Raw genomic sequence first — 16,402 nt, forward strand, 5'->3', positions numbered from 1 at the left:
CCTTACGTCACGGAGGTCGAGTGATAGATCTGCGCTCGAGGCCGCGACTTTTGGCGGATGGCCTCAAGCCACGCGATGGATGGCTCGAAAACACCGCCAAACGTGACGTCAATAATCTCCGCCACCGCGTTACTTCCGCCAACCAGCAGTCCGGTGCTAACGAGGACATCGAGCGCGTGGAAGAACGTCGCGTGAGCTCCCGCCGATGGAGCATTCTTCAGCAGAGGCTCCAGCGCGCGTATCCCGGTCGCACTTACGAAAGGAGCCACGAAAAATCCGACGGCGAGTCGTACATTCGCGTCCTTCTCCTTGGCTAAAACTAAAGCCTTGACCGAGTCTGCACCGGCAAATTCCATGCTGGCGGCTCTGCTTTCTTCCGTGGACAGCAGGGAGTTCAGTACGGTCGGCGATCGCTCCAGCAGCACTGCCGTAACGAACGGCGCGCCGGCAACCTTGGTGCCGGGGCCCAGCATGTCGTCGTTGTAAGCGAGCGCGCCGGTCGGCTTCGACGCGAACACCAGCAACGCGACAACACCCGCAACTATTCCGCCAGCCAGTCCGTTCACCATATCACTCCTGCATTTCGGCTTCGGTTACTGCACGCCGAGGAAGGTCTGACAAACTGGCTCTTCCGCTTCGCCTGGTACAGGCCCCTTGTCCAATCGTGACTTCAGCGTCATCGCGACGAATTTTACGCACCGCTTTCGCTGCTCCTCGGTGGCTCCCCCTCCCGATCGCCCGACGCAAGCGATCTCCGGCCAGACCTTGGCCAGCTGCCGATGCGCGTAGGTCGTGGTCCAGGCAACGGCCGACCGCGAACTCAAGATCGTGACCTTCTTCTTATTCTGCACGCGCCCCAACAACACCGCTTCTAGCTTTTTGGCGTATCCCGGCCACGCGGCTTTCGCGGCTTCAACAGCGCCCAGTTCGACATCGTAGAAGCAGATTGGATAGGTGACGCCCGTTGTCGGCGGCGGCGGTGGCGGCCTAGGCCGCGGTGATGAGCAACCGCAGTTGCTGACCCAACCAAAGGGGTTCAGGTTTGCGTTCGGACATTGCATGGCTTGCGCGGTCCCCGACGCAAGCCACAGCATCGCCGTCACCGCGGAGAGTTTCCCGGCCAGGCGCATGGGCTACTTCAGCTCCAGCTGTGCCTGGATTGCAGCGGGCATTTCGCCGTAAATCGCTGTACCATCTTTCCAGGCAGCCAGCACCGCCTGGCCAACCGGGGTGTCTTCGAGATATTGGCTCGTGAGGGCAAGGCGCTCCGGAGACACCGGAAGCAATGTCGAAACCCGCAATGCCAGCAAGCGGCAAACGTCGGGTCCGTCGAAGAATGTGACTGACTTCTCATTGGTGTCAATCGTGTGATCATATTTGTTGCCGGACGATCCACCCGACACGCTACCGAAATCGATGCCGAACGCACCGTAACCACCGCCGCCGCTATAGGAGTAGGACGACCAGACGGTGGTGTCATTCACGCTCTTGAAATAGTATTTGACCTTCAGACCACGGACGATGACCATCGACGAGATGCACATTGCCAATCGGGCGGCAGTTTGCGGGTCATTCTTCAGCATTGGCGCGACATACTTGTTTGTCAGGATGGTGGAGCTGAACCAGTCGCGCCTGTTGACCCAATAATCGCCCATGTAGTCGCAGCTGATTTCGATGCTTTCCAGATTCTGCAGGCTTTGACGGAAATGTTCCTCCTGCTGTGCGTTGCCGCCGGCGTGCCACAAGCCCCAGCGACCGCTTGCGCTGGCGTGCCATTCAGAATCGTGATTATGAGTTTCCTGGACGTCTCTCAGGAATTTCTCACCTCGCTCACCCTTCATGTTCAGCATCTTCGTCAACGTTCCGCTTGGCAGCATGCCGAGCTCTTTCTCGAAGGCGTAAATTCCGGAGTCTGCCGCCGCCCCGATATTGATCGGGTCAATGTTATACTTGGTTTCGACATTGATGTCGGAAGGCAGCGCCTGCTGATTGTCCTCTGCGATCGTCCTTTCAAAGACGTCGGCCAATTGCTGGGCGGGCTTGTCGTCCTTGAACACCGAAAGCCAGATTGCCCGCTTTTTTGACTGCGCCTGGACAATCTTGTCGCGCTGATCCTTGATAAGCGAAATGTAGGGCTGATAGAATTTCGCCTGCTCAAGAACCCACTGGGGCGTGTCTGGCTTCAGGCCGGCACTCTTCCAGTATTCCGTCCACTCCTTCAGACTGGCCGTGCGGACGTTCTTGATCTCTGTCACTGCTTCCGTGATGTCTCCGGTGTACTTGTCAATCCTGCTTTGCTGTTCGGAACTCAACGAGGCATTCGCGTACAGGTCGCTTGCCGCGGTTTCAACAACTCGTTTGTAAAGACGGGAAAACCGGTCGTTGGTGTTGCCGGGTCCGAAATCCTCCGGCGAAATCGAGATCGTGCGATCTGCGAACTGCCTAAACGTGAAGTTGGTGTACAGCGGGGCTTCGGCGATCACGTCGTGCGTCGTGATCGTGCTCATCAGGGCGATCTTGTCGGTCCCTTTCGGTCCGATCATCGCAATCAACCAACTGTAATAAAGATCCAAAACATTCTTCATCGTGGATTCTGCGGCCGTAATATCCATGTGACTACCCCTTATGCACCATTGGGTCGATAACCGCGGCCGATCGCCGGTTGACGCGAGACACGCTGCAGTTGGGCCTACTGTTCGTCTCCCCCCGTCCGCAATTCGCGAACAAAGGGTTCCTGCTTCGTGAAAAAAGCGTGATTGAGGTGTGAAAACTGGTATCATCGCCTTGGGCGCGAGGACGAATTCGGCAATGATGGGTGCGGCTAAGAGGTTTTCGCTGGGGCTCTTGGGACCCTTCCGGCTGTTGAGACCAGAAGGCGAGCGCATAGAAATCCCCAGCAAGAAGGGGGTTGCGGTGGTGGCAATGCTCGCCATGGCCAGGGACGGCGAACGCACGCGCAGCTGGCTGCAGGACAAGTTGTGGGGCAAGCGTCAGCACACTGAAGGCCGCGGTAGCCTGCGGCGCGAATTGTCGAACCTGCGCAAGCGCCTGAACAGCGACTCCGACGAGCTTCTGATCTGCGAGCGCGACCGGGTCAGGCTCCGCCTCGACCTGATCGACGTCGATGTCTGGCGCGAACCAGCGAAAGCCGTGACCAGCGAATTCCTCGAAGGTATCGATATCGCCGGCGAGGACGGTTTCGAGGATTGGCTGCGGGAGCAAAGGAGCGGGCTGGCGCGCGCGGCACGCGACCGGCGCGAGACGGACTCTGCGGCAAATCTCCGCACGGACGGGCCTCGCGCGGCCGCGCAACTGCCCGCCCACATCGTCGACACTTCGCAGCCGCCCATCGGGTTCGAAGGCAGCGCGGCGCTTGCCGTGATGCCGTTCCTCAACACGACCGGCGATGCGCAATATGATTATCTGGCCGAGGGCATCAGCGAGGAGTTGATCGATCGCCTGTCGCGCGTCCGCTGGCTGCCGGTGATCGCGCGCAATTCCAGCTTTTCGTTCCCGGAAGGTGCCGATCGAAAGCTCGTCAGCAAGAGCCTGGGCGCGAGATATCTTCTGGAAGGTCGTGTCCGCCGCGACCGTGATGCGTATCTGATCGCCGCCAGCCTTGTCGACGCTTCCACCGGGCATACGGTCTGGACCCAGCGTTTCGAGCTCAAGTCACTGCTCTCGATGGACTCGTTCGGTCAGTTCGTGACCGAACTGGTGGCGCATCTGGAAACCCGCATTGATCATGCCGAACAGGTCCGCACCCGGAGCAAGCGGCATGACAACCTTTCGGTCAGCGAACTAATCTGGCGCGGGCGCTGGCACCTCAACCGGCTGACGCGTGCCGATTCCGATATGGCGCAGAAGCTGTTTGCCGAAGCCCGCGAGCTCGATCCGCATTCTTCAGAAGCCCTTATCCAGGCGACGTTTGCAATGGGCTGGTCCATCTGGGCCGAGCGCCAGTCCGAAGAGCGTATCCTGCAGATGAGGAAGCTGGCGCAGGAGGCGATCTATTCCGACCGCGACGATGGCCGGGGCTACATGCTGGCCGGAATCGCCGATATGTGGCTGCGGCATCCGATCGCAGCGCGAGAGCTGCTGCAGCGCGCGATCGGGCTGAACCCGAGCCTCGCGCTCGCACGCGCGCACCTGGGCGGAAGCTTCAACCTTTCTGCCGAGCCAGAGCAGGCTTTGCCGCACCTTCATGCAGCATTACGGCTGAACTCCAACGATCTTCACGATTTCTACACGCTTGCGGAACTCGCGCTGTCCTTCACGCTGCTCGGCCGCTGGAGCGAGGCGATCGAGCACGCGCACCATGCGATCGCCCGTCGTCCGGCTTACTGGTACGCGCACATGATTCGGATTAATGCGATGTCGAGGGCGGGCGAACTGGATGCCGCCCGCGATTCATTGACGGAGCTGTTGCGCGTCAAACCGAAATTTTCACGTCACTACGTCGATTGGCTGCCGTTTGTGGATCGCAGCTGGAATGATCATTTTGTCGAAGGCCTGAAGCGCGTTCCCGGCAGCCCGGCTGACTGGCTGACGAACGACGATCAGGACGCAAACGCATGAATTACGTCATATTCGTTCATTTATTCTCAAAAATTCGTCAGGGGACCGATGTTGAAGTCGAAATATTACGCCGCCATCGAGCAGGCGCAGGCTGAGGATCCTAAGGAGGAGGGCCTTCGCTTTCCGCCCTTCAATCTCGATGAGATCGGTGCGGACACCTGGTCGCACCGTTTCAAGGTCTGGCTAATCGGAGTCGTGCTTCCACCGGCGCTTTTCCTGCTTCGCACGTTCTGGCCCGTTGCCACAATCGGCCCCTACGTCATCATCACGCGCGCCGAAGATGTTCGGAGGATATTGGCGGATCCTGACACATTCGAGGTGCCGTTCGGCCGGGAGATGCAAAAGCTTGCCGGCGGAGAGAACTTCGTCCTTGGTCTCGAGGGGGGCCGCCACGATGAACAGCGGCAGCTCATCAAGACCGTCCTAGGCTGGGAGGACGATAAGCTGCTGCCGGCCGTCGTCGACAGGAGCGATCCCGAGCGGATCGCCTTGCTCACCAACCGGTTTGCCAAGGCGCTGATCCGCTCTTCCGGCGGCCGCATCGACGTGATGAAGGACTACATTACGAGGATCGCGACCGAAACTTGCATTGAATATTTCGGACTGACGGTCGAGGATCCCGACGCGTTCGCCGAATGGACGATGTCAGTCTCGGCCCTGCTGTTCGCGGATCCAACCGGTGTCCCAGCCACCCGCCGGCTGGCCCTCAACGGTGCCGCACGCGTCCGCAATGTCATCGATAATTCCATTAAAGCGATAAGGGACCGGCGGACCAGGGATGCCGATATTTCCAATACCGTTCTCGGCAGGCTGCTGCGCGTTCAGGAGAAGGATCCCGCCGCCGTTACCGACGCAAGGATTCGCGCCATCCTGGTGGGCTTGATCACCGGGTTCATTCCGACCAACACGCTTGCTGCCGGCAAGATCCTGCAGGAGCTGCTGCGCCGGCCCGGCTCGATGCGCGAGGCCAAGGAGAGGGCGCACGTGGCCCGCAACGCGGACGAAGCGGCCGATCAGCAGGCTGCCAAGCTGGAACGTCCGGAGCGAGAGAAGTTGCGGTCGATTCTGCTTGAAGCGGCGCGCCTCAACCCGGCGCTCGCGCCCGGGCAGTGGCGATATGCGAGGCTGCAGGGCGAGGCGGGTGCGGGACGGTTTCGCCGCACGATTTCGGAGGGCAAGACGGTGGTCCTCTCGACGATGTCGGCGCTGCGCGACGGCCGCGAGATCACGTCTCCCGGCGGGTTCGACGCGGATCGCAAGGCGTCGTCGACCGACCTGCTGTTCGGCATCGGCATCCATGAATGCCTCGGCAAATATCTTGCGATCGAGCAGATCACCGAGCTTTTCATGGTCTTGCTGTCGCAGAAGGACCTGCGGCGCCGCAGGTCCAGCTGGGGCTGGTGGGGCGGCATCAAATGGGTAGGACCATTCCCGCGCTGGCTAGATATGGATTTCGATCCCGCCGTGTCGCTCGGCATGCAGACGATGCTGACGATCTGCGCCCCGTTGACGGGCAATGCGCCGCGGGCCGACATCGAGTCGCGGATCAGCGCACTCGGCAACCCCGCTGGTAGCAGCGGAGGCGCTTCCGCCGGTCGCGATCTGCGTCAGGAGCTCGATGCCACCAACATCGTTCATTTCGCATCGCTTTCGCTGATCGAGGCCGGCGATGCCACGTCCCCGTTGCCGACACTGCTGCTCGAGTTGAACGTCGACGGATCGCAGGCAGCCGCCATTGCGTCCGTGGTCAAAGCCGACACAACTGCGGGCGGATACCTGGAGGCGATCTTCAGGAACAACACAAAATTTAAAGAGGAGATGCCACGCGCCGACGAGACGCTGGAAGCGGTGCTCAACCACTACTCGCGCGACCTGCAAACCCGTCCATGGGGAACGATAGGACTGAATTTCGCGGGTACCTCCGAATTCTCGGTCGCGGACATCGACATGCAGGACAAGCTGGCCGCGTTCTCAAAGGCGGCTCTGGACGCGTCGATGTCGGACCACGCCCGATACGGCAGTCTCGCGATGGTGGCCTTGACCTATATCCGCAACTTCGTTCGGTACCCCGAGTTTATGAGCGCTCGTGCCACCAACTTCCGCAATCCGCTGGAGACGCTGCCGGGAACTGAGCTGGCCGACTATCTGATCGTGCCGAGCCGCAAGCGGTTGATGATCTCGGACTATAAGCCGCGCACCAAGAACGACGCAGTGGTCGCGTTCGCCTGGTCGCCGACGTTCTGGTGGTTTGCCCTTGGCTTGGGCGTGGTCGGTGCAGCGCTGTGGGCAGCGATATTCTGGGCGGTCGGTCCGACCTGGTTCGGCCTGCCCGGCAGGGTGTTGCTCGCGACGACGGGCAGCATCGCTGCCAGCGCCCTGCTGATCGGTCTGATCGTCGCGGGCTTTATTGGTCTGCTCTACTATCACGACCTCAAAGACGTTCCCGACGATAGGGATCCGCCCCTGCATGCAATTCGCGCGGTTGCTCGGGTGGAAGACCCGCCTGGCTTCGTCCACAATCATTTCATGGCCGTGACCGAGCTGAAACGCGGCTGGTTCAGGCGGGTGACTCTGGCGCTGTCACTGTGGGTCATCAAGCAGATGGTGCTGCACTGGTTCCGTCCGGGCTTCGTGCTCGACATGGGCACCATCCACTATGCAAAGTGGTTCCGCCTACCGGGCCGGGAAAAATTGATTTTTCAGGCCAACTATGACGGCAGCTGGGAAAGCTATCTCGAAGACTTCATCATGAAAGCCCAGAAGGGTCAGACCGCCGCGTGGAGCAACGGAATCGGATTCCCGCGTACGAAGTTCCTGATCTATGGTGGCGCACAGGACGGCGATCGCTTCAAGCGTTGGGTACGGCGACAGCAGGTGCTCGCACCGTTCTGGTACAGCCGGTTTCCGAAACTCACCACTGATCAGATTCGTAACAACGCGCTAATCCGGGACGGGCTCGCCCGCGCGATGACCGAAGAGAAGGCGCGAGCTTGGCTGGATTGCTTTGGCTCGATCCCGCGACCCGACTATGCGATCGAAAGCAGCGAGGTCCAGTCGCTCGTCTTTAGCGCGCAGAGGCACCTTTACTGCGTGAATTATGCGCTGATTAGGCTTCCCGGTGACGACGAGAATGGTCGTGCGGCTCGCGCCGATTGGCTCGACAGTCTTGTGCCGGAACCATTCGGTGAAGAACTCGCTCCCCAAATTGGCGCAATCACGTTTGGCGACCACGCTTTCCCGGCCAATACTGAGCCGGCCCGCAGCGCCGTGTTCGTCGCCTTCACTGCGCAAGGCCTTGCCAGGCTTGGTTTGAGCGGGCCGGACAAACAGGATGGTCTGGCGACATTCCCCGCGACGTTCAACATGGGCATGACCAACCGCGGGCGCAGCCTCGGCGACGATGAAGTCTCACCATCGGCACGCTGGCATTGGCGAGATGCCGAGATCGCTGGCCAAGGAGCGAGCGATGATCGGGCGAAAGCGGCTGATGCCGTCCTGCTCATCTATGGCAACGATCGGGAGCAATGTGACCGGATCTTGGACTGCCATCTCGCGAGGCTGGGCGGCCGCGACCATGCGCTGCTCCATTCGATCGTCACCGAGCCGCTGAGGGAGCGAGTCGTCTACAGCGAGGGCAACGCCACCATTGAAACGGTCGACGGCGATGAGAACGACGGCTATAAAGGGCATGTCAGGCCTGCTCACGGCGATGCCGGACAGGGAATGAGCGACGCACAAAAAAAGCGAAATCTGCTCAAGTTCGAGCATTTTGGCTTCCGCGACGGCATTTCCCAGCCGGTGATCCGGGGAACTAAGCGATTCTTGATACGTCCGCCGATCCGCGACATCCTAGAGCCCGGCGAGTTCATCCTCGGTTATCGAAACAATCAGGGTTACTATCCACCGACTGCCTCGGTTCGTGCAGAATCCGATCCGGGCAATCGTCTTCCTGTCGTTCTGCAGGAGATTCCGAGCCGCTTCCCTTCGTTCGAGGGAGCCAACACAGCAGCGCGTGATTTCGGCCGCAATGGAAGCTTCCTCGTCATTCGGCAACTCGAGCAGGATGTCGAAAAGTTCAAGACGTTCCTCGATCAAACGGTCCAGCAAGTCGACGCGTACTACCCAAGTCTTGACGAGGCCACGGGCACTCCCGTGACCGCCGAATGGATCGCTGCGAAAATGATGGGGCGATGGCCGAACGGGACGCCGCTGGTCGAACGCCCGGAGTCCAGCATGGGTCCCTTTGGCCCGAGGAACTCGGAAATGTCCTACAATGATTTCAACTACGGGATGGATGATCCCCAGGGGCTGAGCTGTCCGTTTGGTGCGCATATCCGACGGGCCAATCCCCGCGACAGCATGCAGCCCGACGATTCTTCTCAGCAGGCGATCACAAACCGTCATCGATTGTTGAGGCGCGGAAGAACTTACAATTATCGACCTAAGCCGGCCGACGACAAGGTCGAGAAGGGACTGCTGTTTACCTGCCTATGTGCGGATCTCGATCGTCAATTCGAGTTCGTCCAGCAGACCTGGGTGAATTCGACCTCGTTCCACGGATTGAGAGACGAGCCTGACCCGCTCGTAGCCTGGCATTCGAAAAATAGTTCGTTCACCATTCCGACGATCTCCGGCCCGGTTCGGCTCGGTGACTTGCAAAATTTTGTTGCGGTGCGGGCCGGAGGATATTTTTTCCTGCCCAGCCGCTCTGCCCTCAAGCACCTTGCTGACCTGACGGGCGCGAAACGAGGGCATTAGAAACGCGCGGTCGGTGGTGGTACGGCCGTCTTGGGACCGCTGCAATGCTGGTGGAGGGGAAAAGAGGACAAGTTTACGGGAGCGTCTGTTGCGTCCGGCGATTTGAACCTGCTGAGTTTGACCGATGCTCAAGTACTCGGGCGAACGGCTCTAGTCGTCAGTACTGATAAGGTTACATACGAAAGCTTATCAGTACTGTGGCTGGTCTAGCGCACTGCAGCCAAGGACGCGTCCCGACTGATTTGGCGGATCCAGTCCGCGGTCAGGGCAGCTTGCCACGCCTGAAATGAAAGGCAATAGGATAAGCACGTGCCCAGATCGAAAGGAGAGGCGGGTCTCCCTCCGATGTCCATCACGAACCCGTTCGCTAGAGCTTGAGCGCAATAGTGAACGGTCTTTCCGAAAGGTCCTGGTCAACGACAACCTAGCCGCGATGACGCCTCGCGCTCGAGCTGATTAGGTTCGCTGGATATCGCAGGCATCTGGACCAATTGGACGGCCGTTCGGAAGGTCAAGGAGGGCGAAACCACCAACGACCTCTACGTCTTTCTGACGACCGAGCCGAATGCGGAGGTCGGTGCCACATCGAAGGCGATGCCCCTGACGACGCCAGACGAAGTGGACACATGGATGCCGCCGCAGCCAAGGAAGCCTGAAGCTGCAACGGCCGCTTCCGGACAGAGCGCTCCGGACCGTCGCTCGGGGTCTGAAGGAAGATAACCCGGCTTCGCCTTCGCTTGGCCCGGATCATCACGCATTCATAGCGCGTCTCGAGGGACTTTCGAGAGATGCCCCAATGCCCAGCGGGTTCGACTGGCTACCCCGTAGCTTCCGTCGGCTCCTTGCCGTGACGATCGACGAGAAGCTGGCCGCGATCGCGTCCGGAGCTTCTCTTCCGTTGATCCTACGCACCGTCGCAGCAAAATGGGCGGCCCGAATGGGATCTTCAGTTGGGATCACGTTCAAGTGGAGGCGCTCCGCGCGCTGCTCGAAGGATTCGATCCGACCGCCATAGCCAGCATCGTCCGCAGCACGAGCGACGATTTCCGCAGCATGCGGGACGGTTTCCCCGACCTAATGCTGGTGCAGGACGGCAAAGCGTTCTTCATGGAGGTCAAGGCCGAGGAGGACGTGATCGCCGCAACCAGCTGACCCGCCTTCGCCAACTCGGCGCCGCCGGCATCATCGCTGAGATCGGTGGGTGGATTATCGTTTTGTCCCGAGCAGGACTACGTGGTGGTCGGTATCGAGACGACCGGCTCCTGGTCGAATGGCATCACCAAGATCGGCGTGATGAAGGTTCATAATCACTGTGTCGTCGACGAGTGGCATTCTCTCATCAATCCTCGGCGTTCCATTCCCGCAAAGATCGTTCAGCTGACGGGCATCACGAACCAAATGGTTCGGGACGCACCTTTGTTCGCGGCGGTCGCGGACCGTTTCATAGAGTTCATGGGTGACAGCATTTTCGTCGCTCATAATGTCAGCTTCGACTACGGTTTCATGGCCTACGAATTCGACAGGATCACGCGGCGCTTCAGATTTCCCAAGCTCTGCACGTGCGCCGGAATGCAACCGCGCTATCCGGGACACAAGCCTACGGACTTGGGAAATTTTGCGATATATATGGCATCTCGCTCGCCAATCATCATCGAGCCTTATGCGATGCGCGGGCCTCGGCGCAGTTGTTGAATCTCATCAACAAGAAGCGGAATGAAGAGAGTACCGCGAAGAGACGTAGCTTTTCATAACCAGCAGGTGCCAGGAATGGCCGAGCTATGCGCTGCATCTGAGAATTCAGTCGATCCTAACAACCATCAAACGTCGCAGGCCGTAGCCAACGGGAGCGCCAACGCGGTACCCAAGGCTCGCAACCGGCAGACCGGAGTGCGTGAGTGTAACGACTGCAGAGCTGACACGCGGTCTTAAACTAAGATCGCCGTGAACAGCCAACGATGGCGGCCGAGGAGGGGGCGCGTCGCGGTCAGCGAGTATGAACGGCTATTGAACACGCCGCTGCTGCGGGAAGACTTAAAATTGACATCCGGCAAGTTGTAGTTGATCCTAGTGCACCTGACACTTGGGACATTCGATGCGGCTTACTCTTCTGACCGATATCGGACTGCTTAGGGCCTCCCTTCTGAAGATCGATGGTGGTTGGTATCAGCCAAAAGGGATTGCCCTGTGAGTTCAAGCCGATTTGCTTTATCTGCCTACCTCACTGGGTTAGCGAGCTGGTTCGCACCGCTTGGTGTACAGATGGTGCTATTCCCTTGGCTGGTCGCGGTCGTTTTGCGGATGGACGCGTTTGCCGTCGGAATTGCCCAAGCCGCGCTCATGGCACCGGGCCTTCTGTTCTTACCACTAGGCGGCCTTGTTGCCGATCGTGGAAACCCCCGCCGCCTGCTAGCGCTCTACCACATCTTATATGCGCTGCCGCCGCTCGCGCTTGCTTGGGCGATCTGGCAGGCTGAACTCAGCTATCCGTTGCTAATTGGGTATGGCGTCACGATGGGCGCAATTAGTGCCTTCGCGATTCCAACTCGAGATGCCCTCCTACCTTCCATCGTGCAACGCGCTGAATTGCCGTCGGCAGTTGCTTATGTCACCGCGATGCAATTCGTCGGCCAGCTACTCGGGATTGCTTGCGGGTCCCAGGCCGATCACTTCGGCGCACCGCCACTCTTGCTATTGAATAGCATTGTTCTGCTGTCAGGCTGCGCCGCGCTTTTCTGGATATCTGACCAACCACGCAGCTCGAACGCAAAGAAGGGAAGTCTTTGGCAGGGTATAACTGAAGGTGTATCGGAGGCCGCGCGATCAGAGCAAATTTGGCCAGTCCTGCTGCTCAACTTTGGTATCGGCGTATTCTATGTCGGTCCATTCATGGCTGTGATCCCTCTTGCCGTGCGCGACGCGTATGCAGGAAGTTCGGCAGAACTGGCATATACCAGCTTCGCCTTCTGGGCCGCTACGATCATCGCGAGCATTGCCATGGCCAGCGTAGCGCGGCGCCTTGTGCTTCGCGGAAGGGTGATTGCGATCGCGGTTGGAGTCGGCACCCTGGTGTTGACGGGATTATCGACGATTCCCCCGTTTCCCGTCTTCGTCGCTCTGAACTTTCTATGGGGGCTCGGGGCTGGCGTTACCCTGACGCAGGCACGGACCATTGTGCAAATCATGGCACCGCCCAGTCACCGAGCGCGCCTCATGTCGTTGTTTCAGCTGGGCATGGGTGGCGGCGGCCCTATCGGCTCCCTTATTGCTGGCACTGTCTGCGCTGTGTGGGGGCTAAGGATAGCAATGCTCTTGCCGGCGTTAGCAATGATGTCGCTTGTGTTACTTTTGTTAGTTCATTCGCAGATATGGACGATGCGCACGAAAGAGCACGTGAAAGAAGGCCCCTGAGCCGCGACGTTGCCAAGGTCGATAGTCGGCTGTGGGTAGCATGTAAGCCTCTGACTTGGAGTCTTGATTTGGGCTGAGCGCAGTTTGGAGATTGTGGTTGGGCCAGATCATCGACCGCAATCGATTGGGACTGGATCGATGACCGTTGAGCGCCTGAACCGCGTTGTTGGTGTAGATCAAACTATTTTCCGGATCTCCGGGGGGGAGGCAAAGAGCGGGATAATGTGCTGCCCCGCCCACCGCGAAATTGCCCCGATCACGGGGTAACGCTTGCCCAACTCGGCTTCAAAATCCTCAAGCGTAAGCTTGGCCGCGTCTCGTGCCCAGCGCTCGTTCCCGGAGCGTCTTCTTCAAGCGCCTGAAAAGACAGTTCTCGCCCGGGCTTGAGGCTGCCTCCGACGTGTCGCCCTCCTTACCCTTGCAAGCAGCTGGACGTCGCAGTCGACACATCGACGATCAAGCTAACGGCAATCCAACGATATTCACTCCAATGGCAATATGCCGTGCATGATCTCATAGCCGCCGTGACCGCAGTCTTCAATGCTATAGTAATGGTCTTCAGGACCGTATCCGTGGCTGCCGTTATCGTAATCACCATTTCCGCCGTCTGCTGTAGAATTTTCGTTGCCGACGGTCGGCATAGGGTTAGAATTGTAGTTATCGTGTCTCTTATGAGAACCTTCTTCTCCAACCCAATTGCCGCCATCTATACGGCCACCGTTCGGGACGCCGCACAACGTAGATCGATCTCTGTGATCGTTTGAAATAGTCATGAACCCACTCGCAGCCAGTGCGCCCCTCTATCACAAGATTGCTCTTCTGCGCCCTACCTTCTCGAGGTTTCGAGAAGGCGCGCCATCAGTGCGATGCCTGTGTCCCCGCAATTTAAGGTGAACCAAGCGCGGTACGAACAATCGACGCACTTGATTGGGCAATGATCGACGTGTCACTGCCAGAAACGACAAAGTCGTAGCCGCTCGCCAGCATTGATCGAGCACGTTCGGGCCCAAGCGCAATGCTCCCCATCCGCATTCCAGAATGCTTAATAGCACTTTCGGCTTGCGCTATGACGCTCGATACTTCGCTATCGTCAAAGCGGTTTAGCTTTCCCAACGACGCAGACAAATCTCGTGGGCCGATGAACAAGGCATCAATGCCATCGACCCGCGCGATGTCGGCGACGTTTCCGACAGCATCGCGGCTTTCGATTTGTACAATGATGGTAATCGCATCATTCGACCCTTGGTGGTAGCTCGCATCTAGTCCATATCGGTTAGCTCGCATGCCCGAAAAGGCGCCGCGCGTACCTGATGGAGGATACTTGCATGCCGCAACCGCCCTTTCTGCGGCCGCTTTTTCCCCGACATTGGGAACGATTATCCCATCAACGCCAATGTCAAGGACACGCTTGATGTAAATAGGATCATTGCTGGGTACTCGCACAATCCCAGCGCAGCCGGTATCCTTCAAACTTCTTAGCTGACTGACTGCGCTCTCGATGCTTCCTTGACCATGCTCATGATCGATTACGATGAAGTCAAATCCCGCCATCGCCATGATTTCAGCGACGTCGGCAGAACCGGTCAACGACCAAGCACCAATCATCTTGGATCCAGCTCTTATTCGCTCCTTAAAGCACATGCCTGCTGCCACAGTTTCTTTCCTTACCTTAGTTAAGAGTGGGTCGCACTCGTATGATGCCTATGGAAATCTCACCTGGTGCGATCCCATTTTCCGAGGGATCGAGTTCGCTTGAGTTCCCGCATTTGACCGCCGAGGATTCTCTCTTCGACTTCGACGCTCGCGGCCCATCACAGCGTGAAAGCAACAAGATCTCCTATTGAAGGACCTTCGGTTCCCTTGCTCAACATGTCGCGCGAGAGACTTTCCGGCCGCGCCCATCCCAGTGATTCATCGATCTCGGCCTGAATGTCCGCAAATGCCTTCAGAAAATAGCTCTCAAGCGACAGCAGGTCGGCCCCAAAACTAGAAAGCGCCCGGCCGACAGCCATATCGATTGGAACGCCGCTGCAGCTGATGCTCACTCGACCCGACCCTTTACTCATCACACCATCGCCGGGCTCGGCTCGACCGGAGACCGTGAGGCTGCTCCATTCGACGTTCCACGACAAATCACGCAATTCTCGTTGTACGGCCTTCATTGCCGATTTGATCTGAGCCTCGTGCCTTCTCAACAACCCCACGTCGGGGCTACAAAGTAGTTCGGCGTCAAATATTTTCTTACCTATCCCAAAGATCCATCCTGACTCCTCCAGCATACTGGAAGCGATTTGATCAATGATTGCCAAATGATCGAGACTACTAAGGCACTCCAGCCGGAGGCGCAGATACAATTCCACCACATGCAGCGAGTACTGCAGCTTAAGATAGTCCTGCTTCAAGCAGGCGACTCCATAGCCGAAGAAACCATTTGCGTCGTCCAGGTCTGGCAGAACATCGCGAAGATCCGAGGGAGCATCTTCCCGTCCGACAATGACCATATTCAAAAAGTCGAGGACTAACCTGGGTGGCGCCGCGCACGCACCCGAGCGAACATTGAAAATACCGTTGTCTTCCGTGTAGGTGAGATACGCCTCTGGCGTCATCGTACGGAAGAACCTCTCGTCCGGATCGCTATCCATGAGCACACGGATGCTAGTCAGGAACGGTCCTCCGCCGATCTTATACAAGCCGGCAATGTACGTGGGAATTTCACCATCGATCATTGCAGCGTTCCGTCGAAAGACAAGGAAAGCTGGTACACTTGATACGATCCGGGCAAATCTCCAAAGATGATTTACGGCGAAATGCTCCGCACCTGAATAGTCACGATAGGCTCTCCGAAGCGAGCGCAGAGCAGAGATAGACGCACTCCAATTGCTCATCACCTGCTTATAGCCCGAAAAATTCATAGATTTTCCTTCCCGGCCACGGAATGTCGAGATTCGCTCTTCAATCTCCACGCCGGCCAGCGCGAACGCTGGAGCACTCCGCTCACCCAACGGCCGGCCATCTCTATCCAAGAGATGAAGCGCAGCACCGTGTGCGCCTTTGCTGAGGAACTCGCCGTACGAGCGTGGGCGGGTGTGCCTTATCATCCTCTCGCGCCTCGCATATCACTCGGAGCCGCTGATGTGCAGTGACGTGCTTCCCGGTCGAATGAACCAGACGGGAGCCTTGTGTAGTCGATGACTCGCCTGCGGGAAGAGAGGAACTCCGTTGCGAGGTGACGGACTGGCTGATGAATTGCGTTTGCGAAAACGTCGGCACGAACCCGCATCATGGACACCTCTTCATTTGGTCCATCAATGCTCGTCCATTGATGGGATTTTCGTCTCGCCACTAACTCAGCATGACGATCAATCATTGAGCAACGTCTAGGTGTGTTCTTTAATTGATATATTTTTGAACAACACCTGGTTGTATTTTTGAAAACCTTAGTCATGGATCAGAGATGCGGTCAACTTCCAGTAATTCCCGATTGCCGGAATCTTTTTTACATCTTTAGGTCGCATAATCTTGACTCCCGTTTTGATTGAACATTGAATGGCGGCGCCTTTAAGACCGACGCCGACAACCAGCTAAAACGCCTATGCTCACCAACGAAAAACGGTGTGACGAAGTTTGAACGCTGAAAAATGCAACACGCTGGAAGGAT

At 58.1% G+C, this 16,402-nt stretch carries 11 protein-coding genes and 1 pseudogene; 6 read left to right on the top strand and 6 right to left on the bottom strand.

The genetic code is table 11. The annotated features are described in order from the left end of the window. Positions 1-2 precede the first annotated feature (2 nt). The 3 genes from AC0L3K_RS19235 to AC0L3K_RS19245 are packed head-to-tail and all read right to left on the bottom strand — an operon-like array spanning position 3 to position 2,612. A complete protein-coding gene (locus tag AC0L3K_RS19235) occupies positions 3-569 on the bottom strand; it encodes a hypothetical protein (protein WP_473366622.1) in 567 nt (188 codons plus the stop codon). Positions 570-593: 24 nt separating this feature from the next. Then, on the bottom strand, positions 594-1,130 hold the full coding sequence (locus AC0L3K_RS19240; RefSeq protein ID WP_473366623.1) for a hypothetical protein: 537 nt from the start codon (positions 1,128-1,130) through the stop codon (positions 594-596). Positions 1,131-1,133: 3 nt separating this feature from the next. Then, entirely contained in the window at positions 1,134-2,612 is a 1,479-nt protein-coding gene (locus AC0L3K_RS19245; RefSeq protein WP_473366624.1) for a hypothetical protein, read from the bottom strand. Positions 2,613-2,922: 310 nt separating this feature from the next. Here AC0L3K_RS19245 and AC0L3K_RS19250 point away from each other — a divergent pair, with 310 nt between their 5' ends. The 6 genes and pseudogenes from AC0L3K_RS19250 to AC0L3K_RS19275 all read left to right on the top strand — a co-directional run bounded on the left by AC0L3K_RS19250 (position 2,923) and on the right by AC0L3K_RS19275 (position 12,744). Next, positions 2,923-4,578 (top strand): hypothetical protein, encoded by a 1,656-nt coding sequence (locus AC0L3K_RS19250; protein WP_473366625.1) that lies wholly within the window; start codon positions 2,923-2,925, stop codon positions 4,576-4,578. A 48-nt stretch (positions 4,579-4,626) separates the two neighbouring features. Next, positions 4,627-9,336, top strand: coding sequence for a cytochrome P450 (locus AC0L3K_RS19255; protein ID WP_473366626.1), 4,710 nt, complete (start codon positions 4,627-4,629; stop codon positions 9,334-9,336). Positions 9,337-9,810: 474 nt separating this feature from the next. Beyond that, a pseudogene (locus AC0L3K_RS19260) lies at positions 9,811-10,054 on the top strand (SOS response-associated peptidase); the annotation flags it as partial. A gap of 248 nt (positions 10,055-10,302) precedes the next feature. Then, positions 10,303-10,488, top strand: coding sequence for a VRR-NUC domain-containing protein (locus tag AC0L3K_RS19265; RefSeq protein WP_473366627.1), 186 nt, complete (start codon positions 10,303-10,305; stop codon positions 10,486-10,488). Positions 10,489-10,569: 81 nt separating this feature from the next. Then, positions 10,570-11,028 carry a 3'-5' exonuclease gene (locus tag AC0L3K_RS19270; RefSeq protein ID WP_473366628.1) on the top strand — a complete coding sequence of 153 codons (459 nt, stop codon included), beginning with the start codon at positions 10,570-10,572 and terminating at the stop codon, positions 11,026-11,028. 492 nt (positions 11,029-11,520) lie between these two features. Continuing rightward, on the top strand, positions 11,521-12,744 hold the full coding sequence (locus tag AC0L3K_RS19275) for an MFS transporter (protein WP_473366629.1): 1,224 nt from the start codon (positions 11,521-11,523) through the stop codon (positions 12,742-12,744). Positions 12,745-13,226: 482 nt separating this feature from the next. Here the strand turns inward: AC0L3K_RS19275 and AC0L3K_RS19280 are convergent, their stop codons facing one another. The 3 genes from AC0L3K_RS19280 to AC0L3K_RS19290 form a co-directional block, all read right to left on the bottom strand. Continuing rightward, positions 13,227-13,517, bottom strand: a complete 291-nt coding sequence (locus tag AC0L3K_RS19280) for a hypothetical protein (RefSeq protein ID WP_473366630.1) — start codon at positions 13,515-13,517, stop codon at positions 13,227-13,229. A gap of 112 nt (positions 13,518-13,629) precedes the next feature. Further along, positions 13,630-14,397: an HpcH/HpaI aldolase family protein gene (locus AC0L3K_RS19285; protein WP_473366631.1), complete on the bottom strand. Its 768-nt coding sequence runs from the start codon at positions 14,395-14,397 to the stop codon at positions 13,630-13,632. A 158-nt stretch (positions 14,398-14,555) separates the two neighbouring features. Further along, positions 14,556-15,842, bottom strand: a complete 1,287-nt coding sequence (locus AC0L3K_RS19290; protein WP_473366632.1) for a hypothetical protein — start codon at positions 15,840-15,842, stop codon at positions 14,556-14,558. Positions 15,843-16,402 lie beyond the last annotated feature (560 nt).

This window comes from Bradyrhizobium sp. MI1.10, assembly GCF_055811035.1.